Origin of the sequence: Paraburkholderia sp. EG287B, from assembly GCF_040965595.1 — a bacterium.
Classification (GTDB): domain Bacteria; phylum Pseudomonadota; class Gammaproteobacteria; order Burkholderiales; family Burkholderiaceae; genus Paraburkholderia.
In genome coordinates, this window is sequence record NZ_JBFRCG010000013.1 from 1 (window position 1) to 15,776 (window position 15,776).

General features: G+C 60.1%; 16 protein-coding genes. 7 read left to right on the plus strand and 9 right to left on the minus strand.

All coding sequences use genetic code 11. The features are described from left to right. Both AB4Y40_RS23775 and AB4Y40_RS23780 read left to right on the plus strand, forming a co-directional pair. Positions 1 to 245, plus strand: a 245-nt coding sequence (locus AB4Y40_RS23775) for an NAD(P)(+) transhydrogenase (Re/Si-specific) subunit beta (RefSeq protein ID WP_368689874.1), incomplete at its 5' end; no start/stop codon positions are given. Positions 246 to 266: 21 nt separating this feature from the next. Then, the gene (locus AB4Y40_RS23780) at positions 267 to 488 is read left to right on the plus strand and encodes a hypothetical protein (RefSeq protein ID WP_368689875.1); all 222 of its coding nucleotides are present in this window, start codon (positions 267 to 269) and stop codon (positions 486 to 488) included. Positions 489 to 1,005: 517 nt separating this feature from the next. On the opposite strand, the gene AB4Y40_RS23785 is transcribed toward AB4Y40_RS23780, so the two are convergent. Then, on the minus strand, positions 1,006 to 1,770 hold the full coding sequence (locus tag AB4Y40_RS23785; protein ID WP_368689876.1) for an SDR family NAD(P)-dependent oxidoreductase: 765 nt from the start codon (positions 1,768 to 1,770) through the stop codon (positions 1,006 to 1,008). 247 nt (positions 1,771 to 2,017) lie between these two features. Here AB4Y40_RS23785 and AB4Y40_RS23790 point away from each other — a divergent pair, with 247 nt between their 5' ends. Then, positions 2,018 to 2,812, plus strand: coding sequence for an IclR family transcriptional regulator (locus tag AB4Y40_RS23790; protein ID WP_368689877.1), 795 nt, complete (start codon positions 2,018 to 2,020; stop codon positions 2,810 to 2,812). Positions 2,813 to 2,917: 105 nt separating this feature from the next. Here AB4Y40_RS23790 and AB4Y40_RS23795 read toward each other — a convergent pair whose 3' ends face one another. Next, entirely contained in the window at positions 2,918 to 4,339 is a 1,422-nt protein-coding gene (locus AB4Y40_RS23795; RefSeq protein ID WP_368689878.1) for an MFS transporter, read from the minus strand. A 238-nt stretch (positions 4,340 to 4,577) separates the two neighbouring features. Between AB4Y40_RS23795 and AB4Y40_RS23800 the strand changes: the two genes are divergently transcribed. From AB4Y40_RS23800 to AB4Y40_RS23810, 3 genes are all read left to right on the plus strand, one after another. Then, positions 4,578 to 5,774, plus strand: a complete 1,197-nt coding sequence (locus AB4Y40_RS23800) for an amidohydrolase family protein (protein ID WP_368689879.1) — start codon at positions 4,578 to 4,580, stop codon at positions 5,772 to 5,774. 104 nt (positions 5,775 to 5,878) lie between these two features. Continuing rightward, positions 5,879 to 6,673 carry an enoyl-CoA hydratase/isomerase family protein gene (locus AB4Y40_RS23805; RefSeq protein WP_254353264.1) on the plus strand — a complete coding sequence of 265 codons (795 nt, stop codon included), beginning with the start codon at positions 5,879 to 5,881 and terminating at the stop codon, positions 6,671 to 6,673. A 37-nt stretch (positions 6,674 to 6,710) separates the two neighbouring features. Further along, on the plus strand, positions 6,711 to 7,406 hold the full coding sequence (locus AB4Y40_RS23810; protein WP_368689880.1) for an SDR family NAD(P)-dependent oxidoreductase: 696 nt from the start codon (positions 6,711 to 6,713) through the stop codon (positions 7,404 to 7,406). A 64-nt stretch (positions 7,407 to 7,470) separates the two neighbouring features. Here AB4Y40_RS23810 and AB4Y40_RS23815 read toward each other — a convergent pair whose 3' ends face one another. After that, positions 7,471 to 8,622: an NADH:flavin oxidoreductase gene (locus tag AB4Y40_RS23815; RefSeq protein WP_368690164.1), complete on the minus strand. Its 1,152-nt coding sequence runs from the start codon at positions 8,620 to 8,622 to the stop codon at positions 7,471 to 7,473. A gap of 53 nt (positions 8,623 to 8,675) precedes the next feature. Here AB4Y40_RS23815 and AB4Y40_RS23820 point away from each other — a divergent pair, with 53 nt between their 5' ends. After that, positions 8,676 to 9,194, plus strand: a complete 519-nt coding sequence (locus tag AB4Y40_RS23820) for a PaaI family thioesterase (protein WP_368689881.1) — start codon at positions 8,676 to 8,678, stop codon at positions 9,192 to 9,194. A gap of 30 nt (positions 9,195 to 9,224) precedes the next feature. Here AB4Y40_RS23820 and AB4Y40_RS23825 read toward each other — a convergent pair whose 3' ends face one another. From AB4Y40_RS23825 to AB4Y40_RS23850, 6 genes are all read right to left on the minus strand, one after another. Continuing rightward, positions 9,225 to 9,923, minus strand: a complete 699-nt coding sequence (locus AB4Y40_RS23825; protein ID WP_368689882.1) for a TetR/AcrR family transcriptional regulator — start codon at positions 9,921 to 9,923, stop codon at positions 9,225 to 9,227. A 115-nt stretch (positions 9,924 to 10,038) separates the two neighbouring features. Continuing rightward, on the minus strand, positions 10,039 to 11,403 hold the full coding sequence (locus AB4Y40_RS23830) for a hypothetical protein (RefSeq protein WP_368689883.1): 1,365 nt from the start codon (positions 11,401 to 11,403) through the stop codon (positions 10,039 to 10,041). A 31-nt stretch (positions 11,404 to 11,434) separates the two neighbouring features. Next, on the minus strand, positions 11,435 to 12,286 hold the full coding sequence (locus AB4Y40_RS23835) for an oxidoreductase (protein WP_368689884.1): 852 nt from the start codon (positions 12,284 to 12,286) through the stop codon (positions 11,435 to 11,437). Between the two features lie 37 nt (positions 12,287 to 12,323). Beyond that, a complete protein-coding gene (locus tag AB4Y40_RS23840; protein WP_368689885.1) occupies positions 12,324 to 13,709 on the minus strand; it encodes a hypothetical protein in 1,386 nt (461 codons plus the stop codon). After that, the gene (locus tag AB4Y40_RS23845; RefSeq protein ID WP_368689886.1) at positions 13,706 to 15,235 is read right to left on the minus strand and encodes an acyl-CoA reductase; all 1,530 of its coding nucleotides are present in this window, start codon (positions 15,233 to 15,235) and stop codon (positions 13,706 to 13,708) included. The genes AB4Y40_RS23840 and AB4Y40_RS23845 overlap by 4 nt, the downstream gene beginning before the upstream one ends. A 12-nt stretch (positions 15,236 to 15,247) precedes the next feature. Continuing rightward, positions 15,248 to 15,745, minus strand: a complete 498-nt coding sequence (locus AB4Y40_RS23850; protein WP_368689887.1) for a MarR family winged helix-turn-helix transcriptional regulator — start codon at positions 15,743 to 15,745, stop codon at positions 15,248 to 15,250. Positions 15,746 to 15,776: the final 31 nt, after the last annotated feature.

Below are 15,776 nucleotides of genomic sequence, written 5' to 3' on the forward strand. Positions count from 1 at the left end.
ACGTGGTGCTGGTGCTCGGGGCGAACGACGTGGTGAATCCGGCGGCGAAGAATGACCCGAAGTCGCCGATCGCGGGCATGCCGATCATCGAGGCGTACAAGGCGCGCACGATCATCGTGAACAAGCGCTCGATGGCGGCGGGCTACGCGGGCCTCGACAACGAGCTCTTCTACATGGATAAAACCATGATGGTGTTCGGCGACGCGAAGAAGGTGATCGAGGAGATGGTGAAGGCGGTGGAGTAAGCGGGAGCTAAAGGACGAATCATGACGACTGAGAATAGCAATAGCGGTATCGCAGACACAACCGAGGTAGAAGTCGGGTATCTCGAAGCGGGCGGGGATGCTTCAAATAGTTCACGCCTGCATCAACGATCGGACGCTGCCCAGCGCGGTGGAAAGTCACCCCAGTGGGCATGGGCCGTCTGCCGCAGCGAATACGACTGGATGGACGTGCACTTGCCGTTCTTCACATCGGAATGGTTCTAATTGCTTTCTTGAAAAGCGGCATCGAGATCGCAATTTTCACAACTCGCTTGAACCGCTAGCACAACGCCTGACCGTTGGTCAGGCGTTGTGCATGGAGTTCGGTCTGGTAAGTTTCCGCGTGGACTGCAACGTGCCGTGCTCGAAGTTCCCGGCCGACTCGGTCTGTCTTGGTGAGTGTCCTCCTCGCCGTCGCCCAAAAAATCCGTTCGTCGCTTTACGGCTTCGGGTGCGTCTCGACGTCGCGGTGTCCCCGCTGAAAATTGCCTAACACAACGGCGCAAAAAAAACCTTGGCTCGGTGTCCCGCAGCCAAGGTCAAACTCCACACGCTCTCGCGAAGTGTGCCGGAGGAGAAATATGTGACCACTTTCGATCTTCTTGGTAGGCGTCTCGTGCGAACTCGCCCTCGGATCGAGGTATCCCAATTAATGCAACGATTAGTTCAATTAAATTCTCTGCGACCGCTGAAAAATGCAACTTCCTGTTTCATATATTGCAACTGTGTTCAAAAAGACGCACTAAAGCATTGACTGTCCGCCGTCCACACTGATAGTCTGCCCCGTTATGAAATTAGCGTCGTCACTACACAGAAATGCAACTGTTCGTCCAATATCGAGCTCAGGATCGCCGAAGCGGCCAAGTGCGATTTCACCGAGATAGCGCGTGCGTTCCTGGGGATTGGCTTCGAGGTAGGCTTCAGCGGCTGGCGTGAGCGCTGCCGGGCAAATGACGTTGACGGTAATGCCATAGGCACCCCATTCGCGCGCGGCAACACGTGAAAGTCCACGAATGCCCTCCTTGGTTGCGGCGTACGCGCCGAATCCCTTGAGCCCTTCGATGCCTGTGCGCGAGCCGAAGTTGACGATGGCGCCGCGGCCCTGTGCCTTCATGTGCGGCAATACGGCCTGCATGAAATACAGCGTGCCGTACAAGCCGGACTCGAGTGTGTTGCTCCAGTCGTCGTCAGTAACGGATTCGAGCGGCACACCTGGGCTGCTGCTTTGTGCGTTGTTAATAAGCGCGTCTACGCGACCGAAACGCTCAATGGCAAGTTCGCCCGTGCGCACGGCGTCGGCTCGATTGCGCGTGTCACCAGGCACGACGAGCACTTGCGAGCCGAGGGCGCTCAATCCCTCGGCAGCATGCGTGAGTTTGCTCTCCGTGCGGCCAGTCAGCACCAGACTCGCGCCCTGGGTGGCAAGCGCGCGGGCAATGCCGAGTCCAACGCCTTGCCCGCCTCCGGTCACGATGACGACCTTTTCTGCCAGTTTTTTCGTGTGCATGTGTGATCCAGAAGTGAAGTTTGATGCCGCAGTTCGACACGCGAGCGTGCCACGTGGATGGTCCGGAAAGCGTTGCTCCCGCATTGCAATTTTGTGAACGTCGTTCAACTATATCTCAACCTTGATGCGGAGGCGCCCTGGCGTATTCCCGAATTCAGGCGGTGCAAAAGTGTGCCAAATTGTGATCGTTGTAAAACTATGTGAATAGTTCCCGTATAATCGATACAGTCAATTCATGGGGAAAATCATGTTAAAAGAGACCTCAGCGCCGGCGGACCGGGATGTCAGCGGGCCGCGCTCGCTGACCCGACTCCTCGGAATTTTCGATGTGCTGGCGAAGTCTCCGGAAGGGATGTCGCTGGCAGAACTGAATGTTGCCCTCGAGTCGCCGAAGAGCAGCCTGCTCAATCTACTGAGGCCTCTCGTGGCGGAAGGGTTTTTGATGCACGACGCAGGCCGCTATCGCCTGGGGCCTTCGATCTTCCGCTTGTCCGCCGGCGTGATGGCCGCGTGGAATTTCTCGAAGATGCTGCGCCCATTCCTGGTGGATCTCTCGAAGAGCACCAATGAAACCGTGTATATCGGCGTCCTTGATCACGAGCACAAAGAGATCACCTATGTCGACGTGATCGAGAGCGAGCAATCCGTGCGCTATTCGATGCACATCGGTTTGCGTCGTCCGCTCTATTGCACGGCCGCGGGCCGCGTGCTGCTCGCCCATGCGCCGGACGCTTTCGTTGCCGACTACATGAAGACGGTCAAGTTCGAGCGCCGCACACCGCAAACGATCGCCACCAAGAAGGCACTGCGTGACGAACTCGATCACATCCTCGAATCCGGTTTGTCGGTGAGCCGTGGCGAATTGCTGCCGGACTCCGCGGGTGTGTCGTCACCGATCTTCGGGCCGAACGGTAACGTGATTGCGGCGATGGCGATTGGTGCGCCGCTCGAGCGTTTCGATCGCGAACGCCCGCAACTCGAGCAGAACATGATCAGGGTGGCGCAGCGTGCGTCTGCATTGGGTCAAGCCGAAGATGAGTGACCGGCCAGCGTGCCGAACATTGAAGCACATGCTTCAATGTTCGGCACGCAAGGCGAATTTGAAGAAGCGTTGGACCGGCGCGTAACGGATCGTTCGCAACGACGATCAACGGGCGTGACGCTTCGGCAGCATGCAAGCGATCAACAGTCCAACAATCGAACTGCAGGCAATGTAGACGAACACCGAAACATAGCCACTGTCGGCGGGAAACGACGCACCATCATGTTCCCCCGTCGCGCCGCGTAGCAGCACGAATACCACCTGGGCGCCTATCGCGAAGAAGCACGAGAAGAAGACATAGAGCATGCCCGTTGCCTCGCCTGTCTGATGCGCAGGGGTCGTTTCCACGATCTGGTTGTACAGCGCCGTGCTCGCGAAGGCGAGCCCGAACGAGCACAGGACCGCGCCTGGAACGAAGAGCAGCAGGCTGCGATGAAGCACGATCAGTGCGGCCCAGGCAAAGACCAATATGACCATGCCGATCAAGGCGGCGCGACGCGCCTTGTAGCGGGCCGCGACGCGGCCGCTCCACGGGCTCGCGACCATCGCGACGATGTTGACGCTGAACATCAGCAATCCGGCCGCTGTTGCGCTCAGCCCGAATCCGGCGTGCGTGCCGGCAGGCTGCTGGGCGAGCAGCGAGAAAACCTGTCCCAGTTGCATGGCGCCTGCCGCGAGGAATGCCATGCAGGCATTCGCCAGGATGACCTCGCGCGCCTTCAGCAGACGCACGTTGATGAGCGGATGACGCGCCTTGAGTTGATGCCGCGCCCATAGTCCCAGCACGACCATGCCGCCGACGATCAAACCCCAAAGCCGCGCATCGCCGAGCCCCCACGCGCGGATCTGTTGCACCGCGAAGAGGATCGCGCAGAGTGCTGGAGCGAACGCAAGGCCTCGAAGGTAGTCGATCCGGACGCTGGGATGCTGTGGCGACGCCGGCGTCCACGCGCGCACGGCAGCGACTGCCACGATGCAAAGCGCGACTTTGAACCAAAAGCCGCCTTGCCAGGAATAGTGATCCACGACGACGCCCGCACAAATGTAGACCAGCCCCGCGGATACCATGCCTGCAGCACTGATCAGGCCCACCGCGCCAGGCAGCCTCGCTGGTGGCAGGTTCTCGCGGACCAGGCCGATGGAGAGCGGCGTAATGCCTGCCGCGATCGATTGCATCGCGCACCCAGCGACGAGCATGCCGACATGGGTTGCACATGCGGCGACGACCGCGCCGGCGGCAGCGACCGACATCACCACGAGCAGGATGCGACGGTAGCCCAGCAAGTCACCGAGCCGCCCGCTCACCGCGGCGAAGACGGCCGAGCCGAGCCAGTATGCGGTAACCGTCCAGCTCACGGAGTTCGAAGCGGGAAAGGCTTTGTAGAGTGTGACCAGCACCGTATAGATAACGGTGATTCCCGACGAGGCTGCCACTGCGGCCAGCAGGATCGCCATCGTGAACCCGCGCGGCGGACCGGCTACGGGTTGTGCTCGGTGTGCCTGCTGCGAGAGGACTTCAACTTGCATGAGCGTCTCCGGTTGTATGTATCGTTTCGAGTATACTCATATACGAACGATGTTCGTATTGATGATTTTCGGAAGATGCCATGTGCGAGCTTCGGAAATGGCGCGGGCGCCGACCGATATCAATTCGATATCGACGTTTCTGGGTTCGATATGAGAGTTTTTGGGCTGATGGCTTGAGCCGATACTTCTCTCAAGGGCGCACGTTCAGCAGCGCTCCCCCACAATCAGGAGAGAGTTCATGCAAGCGTATCAAGGGAAGATCTACGACGCGGACACGCACTTCTACGAAGTCGAGGACGCATACAGCCGCCATTTGCCCGAAAAGTTCAAGAAGGACTGGTCGTTTACCAGCCGTGTCACGGCCGACGGCAACCGCTGCATGTATGTCGGCGACCGCAAGGTGGAAATCAGCGAAGGCTACACCTCTGCCGAGGGGCACGTGCCGCCGCCGGGCAAACTGCATGAATGGCTGCGCGCGATGAAGGACGGCAAGGACAACGTCGACATGCGTGTCGCCCCGACGCCGGACATGTTCAATCGCGACGCACGCCTGAAGAAGATGGACGAATTCGGCGTGGAGGCCTGCACAATGTACATCGGCGAAATGGTCGCGTGCATTTCGTACCTCAACGAGCCTGCCGCCGCAAATGCCGTGTTGCATGCGTATAACCAGTGGATGCTCGACGACTGGGGCTTCAACTACAAGGACCGGATCTACACGACGCCGGTCGTCACGCTCGACGATCTCGACGCCGCTGTAGCCGAGGCAAAATGGCTGGTCGCGAACGGTGTCCGCGTAATCCTGATGCCGATGGGGCCGTTCAATGGCCGTGCGCCGGCCGACCCGTATTTCGATCCGTTCTGGTCGATCCTCAATGAAGCGGGCGTGCGTGTCACGTTCCACGTGTCGGAAGCGATCTACATGAAGGATCACATGGCGGTGTGGGGCGAGCCGGTGCAGCAGTCGCGCCAGCGTCAAACCGCCTTTGTCTGGATGCACGGTTACGGCGAGCGTCCGGTGATGGAAACGCTGTCATCGTTCATCTTCTACAATTTCTTCGAGCGTTTCCCGCGCGTCAAGCTGTGCAGCGCGGAAAACGGTGCCGAATGGGTGCCGTCGCTGCTCGTGAAAATGGACAAGTGCCGGGGCATGGCGAAGAATGGTTACTGGCCGTGCGGTCAACTGAAGAAGCGCCCGAGCCAGATCTTCAAGGAAAACGTGTTTGTGGTCGCGTATCCCGAGGACGACATCGGCCAGATCATCGCGCAAACCGGATCGTCGGACTTTCTGTTGATGGGCTCCGACTATCCGCACGCGGAAGGCGTCCCGGAGCCGAAAGACTTCGCGGCGGAAGCGCTCAATGGGCTTACCGAAGAAGACACGCGCAAGATCATGTACGACAACGGCCGCAGGTTCATTCCGCTGCAGGTGTAATCGAAGTCGCGCGGGGCGCCGGTGCAGCGGGAATCGCATCCGGCGTTTGCGCGGCGGCGCGACCCGTCGTCCCGCGCGGTCTCTTCTTTGTGAACAGGTAAGCCATGAATATTTCGGACTATAAGGCGTTATTGCTCGAACGCGACGGCGGCGTCCTGACCGTCACGCTCAACCGCCCCGAAACGCTGAATGCGTTTGACGAGCAGATGGACATCGAGATGTCGCGGCTCTTTCTCGATGTCGCGGAGGACGACGAGACCCGTGTTGTCGTGTTGACGGGCGCTGGGCGCGCATTCAGCGCGGGCGGTGATATAGAGCACATGCAGCAGGTCATCGACAACCCGGCGTTGTTTCTGGAAGGCATGCAGCGCGCCAAGAAAATCGTCTTCTCGATGCTCGATTGTCCGAAGCCGGTCATCGCGAAGATCAATGGTCATGCAATTGGTCTGGGCGCGACGATCGCGTTGTTCTCGGATCTGAGCTACGCGGCCAATCACGCGAAGATCGGCGATCCGCACGTGAAAGTCGGCTTCGTAGCGGGCGATGGCGGCGCGGTGATCTGGCCGCAGCTCGTCGGCTACGCGAAGGCCAAGGAGTACCTCCTGACGGGTGACCTCCTCACCGCAGAAGAGGCGGCGCGTCTGGGGCTCATCAATCACGCCGTGCCGGCTGACGAACTCGATGCCGTTGTCGATGCCATGGCGAAGCGGCTGGCAAACGGAGCCGCGCGTGCGATTCAATGGACCAAGGCTTCAATCAACATCGGACTCAAGCAACTCGCGCATTCGATTCTCGATGCGTCGATCGCCTACGAGGCGCTGTCGAATTTGACTGAAGACCACCAGGAAGCGGTCAACGCGTTTCGCGAGAAGCGTGAGCCGGTTTTCAAGGGACGTTGATTTTTTCGCGCCCGAAGCGGCGAGGGAGTGATCGGACATGCAACGGGTAGTAGTGGTAACCGGTGGCTTCGGCACATTGGGACGCGCGGTGGGCCGGGTATTTGCCGACAATGGCTGGAAGGTCGCGCTGATCGACAAGGCGCCTGCGCCGGAGGGCGCGAGCGCGGAGCAGCTACACGCCTCCTGGTGGCGAGGCGGCGTGGAACTGACTGACCTGGACGCGGCGCGCGCGGCGTTTTCGGCGACTGTCGAGCAGCTTGGCAAGCTCGATGCCGTCGTCAACATAGCGGGTGGATTTCGCTGGGAAACGCTGGCGGACGGCTCCCTCGAGACGTGGGATTTGATGTATCAGATGAACGTGCGGACGGCCGCAACGGCATCGAAAGCGGCGTTGGACTATCTTGCTGTCGGCGCGCACGGCGGTCGCATTGTCAACATTGGCGCTGGCGCCGCACTCAAGGCAGGTATGGGAATGGGTGCGTACACGGCGTCGAAGTCGGGGGTGATGCGTTTGACGGAGGCGCTAGCCGAAGAGCTCAAGGATCGTTCAATTACCGTGAACGCGATCCTGCCGGGCGTTATCGACACGCCGCAAAACCGCAACGACATGCCCGATGCAGACTTTTCACGTTGGGTACGGCCCGAGGAAATCGCGAACGTGATTCTTTTTCTCGCTTCCGAAGCTGCGTCGGGGGTAACCGGTGCATTGATTCCGGTTACTGGGCGCACCTGAAGATTGGCAGGCCACCAACAGCAGTTGACGCCTGATACAGGGGCGCTAACTGCAAAACTGCATTTCAGGTGAGGCGCGCGAGCGAATCGTTGCTGAATCCGAGAAACGGCTCGCCAAGGCGGGCACGCCGGGCCCAGTTCGGGTCGTGCAGAAGCGAACGACCTACGCCAACAAGGTCAAACTCGTTGCGCGAGAAACGATCCAGCAGTGGTGTTAGGTCGGGTTGTGCCGATGTCTCGGCTTCGGCCATAGAATCGTAGTATCCCTTATTAATGCCGATTCCGCCCACCGCCATAGAATACCGGCCGGTCACTTTCTTTACCCAGCCTGCGAGATTCATCTCCGAGCCCGGGAATTCCGCGCGATTGAAATAACGCGTACTCGCCTCGAAGATATCGACGCCAGCATCTGCGAGCGGTGCGAGGATCTGTTCGAGCTCGTGCGGATCGTTGGCGAGGCGCGCCCGGAAATCCTGCTGTTTCCACTGTGAAAAGCGGAATGTAATCGGCATCGTATAGCCGATCGCTTCGCGTATCGCGCGCACGACTTCGGCGGAAAAGCGGCTGCGCGCCACGAGATCCTTACCCCATTTGTCCGTGCGTTGATTGGTCTCAGCCCAAAGGAACGCATCGATCAGATAGCCGTGCCCTCCGTGGATGGCAATGCCGTCGAATCCGGCGGCCTTCGCAAAAGTTGCGCTTCGACCGTAGGCGGCGATGACGTCCGCGATCTCGGTGTCGGTCATTGGCCGGGTTGGTGGCATCACCCGCTCCATGTAGCCCGCGTTGAGCGAAGTCGTGCATCCGGACGGCCCCCACAGTCCCGATGGCCGTAGTGGCGCGGCGGCGGGGAAGGGCCCTGTGTTCGCCTCTTTCATCGGTCCCATATGCCACAGTTGCGGAAAGATGACGCCGCCGCTTGCGTGAACTTCATTCGTCACACGCCGCCACGCGGCAACCGATTCTGCTCCGGCGAGTACGGGAATTGAATTCTCGCCGAGTCCGGCTTCGCCCAGGGCTGCCGGATGATCGACACCAACACCTTCCGTGATGATAAGGCCAGTCTCGCCCTGCGCGCGCCGCTTGTAGTAAGCGGCAACGTCACTGCCGGGCAGTCCATTGGGCGAAAAACCGCGAGTCATGGGTGACATGACGATACGGTTGGCAAGCGTGACGCCTCGAACAACGAGTGGCGTAAAGAGCGATCCGATGTCCATATTCATTCATATAATTGACTTGTGTGCGAATAATGATACGCTATGTCTCACCCATGAAAAAGGAATTATTGGTGCCGGCCACCTACGGCGCGAAGAGGAGAGTGGCATTGGAACAAGCACACGCACTGGCGGTAGACGCGCTTGAAGAGAGCGAAGAAAAGCCCATTCCGGAGGGCTTTGCATTGATGCCGGAGTTTGGCCCCTTCCATCAGATGTTCGGTCCTACTTATTTTCGCAAGAGCGAGCGTGGACATGTCGTCGGTATGTACGTGCGCGAAGCGCATCGGAATCTCGGCCAGATGATGCACGGCGGCGCCGTTTGCATGCTGGCGGATACGGCCATTACGTGGGCAAGCAAGTATTCGCGTCAACCGGCCGTAAGGGTGTTGACGACGGGCTTGATGGTCAACTTCATGGGCAACGCTGAACCGGGCGACTGGGTGGAAGCCCATGTCGACGTTCTGCGTTCTGGGAAACGGGTGATTTTCTCGGACTGCCGGATCTGGGCCAATGCGAAATGCATTGCCCAGGCATCCGGGCAGTTTCAGGTGATGGGGGAAGTCGGCAGCTAGTCTGCCGGCGAGGCAGGCGCGCGATGAACGTTACTGCATTGCCCTGGCCCGAACCTTATCGAGCGTTGCGCGATACTTCCAGGCGGTCAACAGGATCCGATGAATCCTCTCGGCCCTACGCTTGCGTTCAGCGCGCGTAGTCTGGATCGCAAGGTGCACTTCGGGGGCGCCAGTGACCAGCGTGAGGAGATCACGTGCCGCGTTCGCAGGATCGTCGATGTCGATCGTTCCATTGGCCGCTGCCGCTTCCAGAACGGCCGTAAGCGGCTCCAGCATCGTCACCACGAACTGCAGAAACTGCCTTGCGACATCCGGAAAACGTATCGCCTCGCCAATGACCATGCGTGAAGTGTGAATGCTGTCCGGTATTGCCATGTGTTCGACGAGCGCATCGATCAGGGATGCCAGGTTGGTCGAAAAATCGCGGCCGGGCTCCAGGTGCTGATCGATCTTGCCGCGCAAGTCGGACATACCGCGCCAGACGATAGAGCGAAAAAGCTCTTCCTTCGTGCCGAACTGGCGGTAAACGGTAGTTTTGCTGACACCGGCCAGTGACGCGATTTCATCGACCCTGGCGGCACCGAAACCTTCCCTCATGAAGACCGTTTTGGCGGCGTCGAGCAGGCGCTCGCGCAACTGGACCGCGTCGTCGTGGGTGGGCCGGCCGGCCGTTCGAGGTTTGCCCGCCGCAGCGAGCCGCGAGGCTCCGTCGGGAGCCTGAACTGCCATAGGTTTGGACATCGTTGAGCTTTTGATGACGGAATTAGTGCATCAGTATACTCACGAGCGCCAGGGGGTGCCAATACTGGCACCCCCTGGCCCCCGCAGTTGCTCGCGGCCGAAATCAAACGTTGATCATCCCACGCACATACGATTCCATCGTGCCCGCGCAAGAGAGCTTGTCTTCGCCTTCTTCGAGGTCGGCATAGCGGCCGACCCGCCTGACCAGCGGTCCCTGGAGTCCGTCGGTGCTCCCCTCCGGCGAGAAGTCCACAGTGACTTTGTCGCCGGTGATGAAGCCGCCCCAGTATCCCTCGGCAAGCAGGTCAAAAAACGCGAAACGGCCCTCGGCAACGCCGCGCCCATCCGACGGATTCAGTAGTTGCTCGCCGGCTTTGTCGAGCACGAACGGAACGATCCAGGGGCAGATTGCGTAGCCCTGTGCCACCTCCGACCAGGGGCCAGTCCCGATCATTTCGGACATGCCATAGCTATTCTGGACGTTCTCCGGGCGGATGCCATAGAAGCGTGTGATCTGCTCCCGATAGTCGGTGGGTGCCGAGGTGCCCTTCAATCCGCCGCCGGTCGTGATCACCGTGTCGGGGTGGCAGATTCCATCGGTGATGCCGCGATGGCGGGCGCGCTCCACGAGCGTCCAGTGTAACGACCAGTTGCCCTGTACGAGAACGGGGACGTTGCGCTGCGCGACAAGCTTGTCGAGAAAGCTGTCGATCATCGCGCCAGTATGGCGCTGGCGCGCCACCGCATGCTCCTGAAAAGCCGCGACTTCACTGGGTTTGGCGGAACCGTCGGCGATTGCGCGACGCATGCGACCCATCGAGATCGTTGCGGAAGCAAGCACAGGTTCGTCGAACATCAGCGTGTTTTCGGCGCCAAGTCGCTTCGCAGCGCCAAGTACCGGTTCGATGTGACGATGCGCGCCGGCAGGCGGCATCATCAGGAATACGGGGCGCTTGCCGAAATCTCGGCGGATCAGCTCGTTACCGTGAACGCCGAGTTTCACACACGACTCGGTGACGTTCTCAAGATCGGCTCGCGTCTGGTTGATGAAGCTGCATTTCCCGGATGTGCCGCTCGAGCTGAACACGTAGTGCCCCGCTTCGCGCAACCGTTCCATCCACGCGTCGACGTCTTCCACGCCCGTCATATCCACTTCGCTCACCGGGGTGCTGGAAAGCGTCTGCAGCCAGGCCGCCAGGTGCTTCCAGCGGCCGTTGTCGATGAATTGCTCGGGGTAGCTCTTGTAGATCTGATGCGCGAACAGGAGAGGAACCATGTCCTCATGGCGGTTGATGGTTTCAACACCCATATCGTCCGCGCGGCGGCGCAGCAGCCTGATCTGGTTGCGGCGCTCGGCGAAACGCTCCTTCATGGCGGCGAGCTGAATCTCGCGAAGGTTCTCAGGGTGATTGCGGAACGGATCGGCGTCACCGCGAAGCATTGCGTAAAATGAGTCCAGTGCGGACATGTCGTCTCCCGGGCAACGAGCTTCTGCGGCGTTAGTGATCAAAGTCAGTGGAACTCGACACGTCGAGCCACGCTTCAAGATTGTCCTGTACGGACGCGAGCTTCTTTCGGACGACGTCGACGGCATCCGGGCCGAGCGGCAACCGCAACGGCGGGTTCTCCGCAGACACCGCGCGCACGACGGCGGCGGCGGCCTTGGCTGGATCTCCCGCCTGCGTGCCGTGGTAGCCACCCATCATCTGGCGCATTTTGCCCACCGTTTCAGCGTAGGCAGGCGATTCGATCTCGCTCCATTTCAGCGAGCCACCCGCGAAATTCGTGCGAAAACCGCCGGGTTCGACGATGGTCACGTGAACTCCGAACGGCTTCAGTTCTCGCGCGAGCGATTCGGACAGGCCTTCGATCGCGTGTTTCGAGGCGCAATAGAAACTGCAACCCGTGATGCCGATAACTCCTGCCACCGAGGAAAAGTTCACGATATGCCCGCGCTTTCGCTCGCGAAAATGGGGCAGCACGGCGCGGATCACGTTGACCGTGCCGAACACGTTGGTATCGAAGAGCTGACGCGCTTCCTTGTCCGATACTTCTTCGAGTGCACCAAAGAGGCCGTAGCCCGCATTGTTCACCAGAACGTCGATGGTGCCCGCCCGGCCAAGGGCCTGCTCGACGGCGCAGGGCACCGAAGCGGCATCGGTGACGTCGAGTAACACGCCGTAGGCGCGCCCGGGCGCGAGATTTTCGAAAGGCGCTATCTGCGTGTCGTTACGCACGGTGCCTACCACCTTGTCACCGCGTGCGAGGACCGCTTCCGCAAGGGATCGGCCGAAGCCGGACGAAACGCCTGTGATGAACCACACGGCCGGATTTGTCGTTTGCTCAGTCATTGTTGAATAGGTCTACGTAGTATGGGGAGGAGTTGGCTCATTTCGCGGTACGGGCTTCGGTCATATCCGCGATCTCTCCGCGGACATAGGCGTCGATCGTTCCGGCACACGACAGCTTGTCATCGCCGCCGGGCAGATCCTTGTAGCGCACCACGTCGCGTATGACGGGTGTTCGCACGCCGTCGATGCCATGGCCGAACTCCACGGTGACCTTGTCCCCGCTGATGACACCGCCCCAGCGGCCGTCGGCGAGCAGATCGATCATCGCAAGCCGTCCTTCGACGACACCTTTTCCGTCACGCGGATTCAGCAACTGTTCGCCGGTGGAATCGAGCACCAGCGGGACGAGCCAAGGCGGTACCGTCCACGCCTTAGCTTCATGGAACCACGGGCAGAACCCCGATACTTCGCCCATGCCGTATCCATCGTTGAAATTGGTCGCGTTGAAATTGAAGAAGCGTTCGCACTGCTGCTGGAAATCTTCCGGCAAATTCGCACCCTTCTTGCCGCCGCCGATACTGATGATCGTGTCGGGGTGGAAGTCACCGTCGGGAATGCCTCGTTCGCGTGCCGTGGCTACGATCTGGTAGAGCATGCCCATCATTCCCATGATGAACATCGGTTCGTGACGCCGCTCGAGCAACTCGTCGATGAAGCGCCGGAAGTCGGCTTGCACACGCTCGGTGCGTTCACGATTTTCGTTCTGGAAGGCTTCGATTTCGCTGGGCAACGCGGTGCCGTCCGCAATCGCTCGACGCATGCGCGCCATGCGTGTGGTCTGGGCGGCGCTTTGTGGCACGTCCGACATGTAGTGAATGTCGCCAGGCAGGGCAATCGACTCGGCGAACTTCGCCATGCGCTCAGTGCCGGTGTAGGACCCGGAAGACGGCGTCAAAAGGTACGCGGGATAACGGCGCGACCGGTCGTGCATCGCGCTTGCCGCCCAGCGAATACCCTGGTCGAGCAGGCGCCAGCCGAGCTCACGGTCGGTTTCACTCTGGTAGATGAACGACTGCTTCCCCGAGGTGCCGCTCGAACTCATTACGTAGTGGCCGTTGCGGCGCAGCTCGTTGATCCAGCCGTCGAGATTGTCGACCTTACTGTAGTCGATCCCATCGATCTTGTTCGTCGTAAGGGTTTGAAGCCATGCCGTGAGGTGACGCCATTTGCCGTTTTCGATGAACGAATCGGGATAGCTCTTGTAGACGGCGTCGGCGAATAGCAGCGGAACCGCGTCGTCCAGCGTGCCAAGTTCCGTTACGCCTGCTTCGCTGGCCCGCTTGTCGAGAATGCGAATCTGTTGGCGGCGCTGCGCGAAGCGTTCCCGTACGGCTTGCAGCTGAACGGTATGGAGGTTCTCGGGCGCATTGCGAAAGGGGTCCTGAAGATCCGTGTATTGCAGGAGGGAGGAGAGGGCATTCATTGTCGCGTCTCCTGCTGGTTCGGCCCCGATTCCTCCGAGACCCATTTCATGAATCGGTGGATCGGGAACATGCCGTCATGGGGGTAGCCACCCACGCCATCCGAAATCGATTCGCCCAAAGCGACCATGCGCTGTACGCCTGCGCATGCAAGGGCGTCGCGCACCTCGGTTACCCGATGCGGCGGATAGATACCGACGGTCTGCGTCGCGACAGTCGCGTAGCGCGCCCCGTCGCGCAAACTGCCCACGGGAACGACGTTGACGGTCTTGCAGATTGGGTGGAAGTCAACCATCTCGTCCGAGCGAATGACGAGACCTTTGCCGTCGTAGCCACCGAACACGCGATAAAGCGGCTCCATTTCGCGCAGCACGTCGACGGCTTCGCGAATGTCGCTCGGCACCAGCGGGCCCTGGCCATCGCCATAACGGTAGTCCTCGCCGAGCGCGAGCGCGAGTTGCTCGCAGTAGCGGTCGGCGTCGTCTTCGTCGCCTTCGATGAACTGATAGCGGCTTGCATTGCACGCATCCTGGTTGAACGACAGCACATCGGCGGCGCCCGCACGTGCGACCTCGCGCAGAACCTCGTCGGAGCTGAAGGCTTCGCGGCCGATCAGGGAGATGGACACCTTTGGGTCGAAGGCAACCAGTTCCAGACCCGGCCCCGCATAGCGCATGACGTGGCGTACCGCGCTATCGCCTCCCCAAACGACGATCTTGTCGAAGTACTGCGGGCGATAAAGAATGGACTCGACGTTCTCGTCGCCTCCGCGCCAGTAGGCAGCGGAAAAGGACTGCGTGACGGGATGGTTCGGATCGATTTCGGCCATCGTGCGCAAAATCGCGGTGGCCGTAAACAGGTCGTTCGATGGCAGTTTGAGCAGATGCACGCCTTTCGTCAGCGCGGCGCGCATGACGGTCATAGCCGCAACCATCGGTGAGTTTCCCGCCAGAATATGAACGAGCCTCGGCGGGAAGGCGCGCAGACGGCTAGGACGGCCGCGCAGCGTGCGTTCCACCCAGCCGTCGACGAGTCTCGCGTCGCCAAGGCTCACACGCAACTCGTCTTCGATTACCTCGCGCAAAAACAGGTTAGGTATGTCCCGATAGCAGTTTTCGAGGATCCGGCGTCCCAGGGGACTAACCTTGATCATCGATTCGAGTGCGGCCTGCATGAGCGGATTGACGTCGAGATGCAGGCGGGGACCGAGCTCGACGAGAAAATCAATAATCTGCTCGACAGGCACATCAAACGCAGGCCCCGACTCCGCACGCGGCCAGACGAGATCATCCAGTTCGATTTTGGGCGTGCAGAAACCCTGACCGAGATCTCGCGATACGTGCTTGATCGCATTTCCGGTGATCATACGGCCGCGGTAGACATGCGGAACCGGCAGCGGCGCGGAAGCCGACGCTTGCGTCGATGTCTCGGCCGGTCTTGCGGTCGTTTCAGTGTGCTCCATGAACTGCTCCTTTTTCAATTGGGTCAAGCGCTGAGCTTTGGAGGATTCGTCGCTCAATTCGGGCATGGACGTAGCCGTTCAGCTCAGGTTGACGATCATTCGCTCGAGAAGACGTTTGACGGTTGCGACTTCGTCCATCGTGAAGCCGTGAAGCTGGCGGTTGCTCGTTTCCACAATGTGCGGCAGGGTCTCGCGCAGCAATCCACGGCCGTTTGCCGTCAATGCGAGTTCGACGCTGCGTCTATCGGAAATGCTTCGGATGCGCTCGATCAATCCACGCTTCTCGAGTGAATCGAGCTTCCGGGTCATTGCCCCGCTGTCCGCGAGAAGAATGCGGCAGAGGGCGGTGGGCGTGCGTGCGCGCTCGTCGTAGAGCGCTTTCAGCACGCCCCACTGGAGAGCCGAAAGTCCGCTGGCGGCAAGCTTCCGGTCGATTTCGCTGCCCAGCAGAAGGTGAACCAGATTCATCTTGAAGGCCACGCTCTCTTCGGTTCGGTATTCCTCCGGGGCGAGCATTCTTGCTGGTTCGGCACCGGCGAAGTCATCGGCCAGTGTGGGTGAGTCAAGAAGATTCATCAGGTACCTGCCAAAAAAGTATCTGCATCTG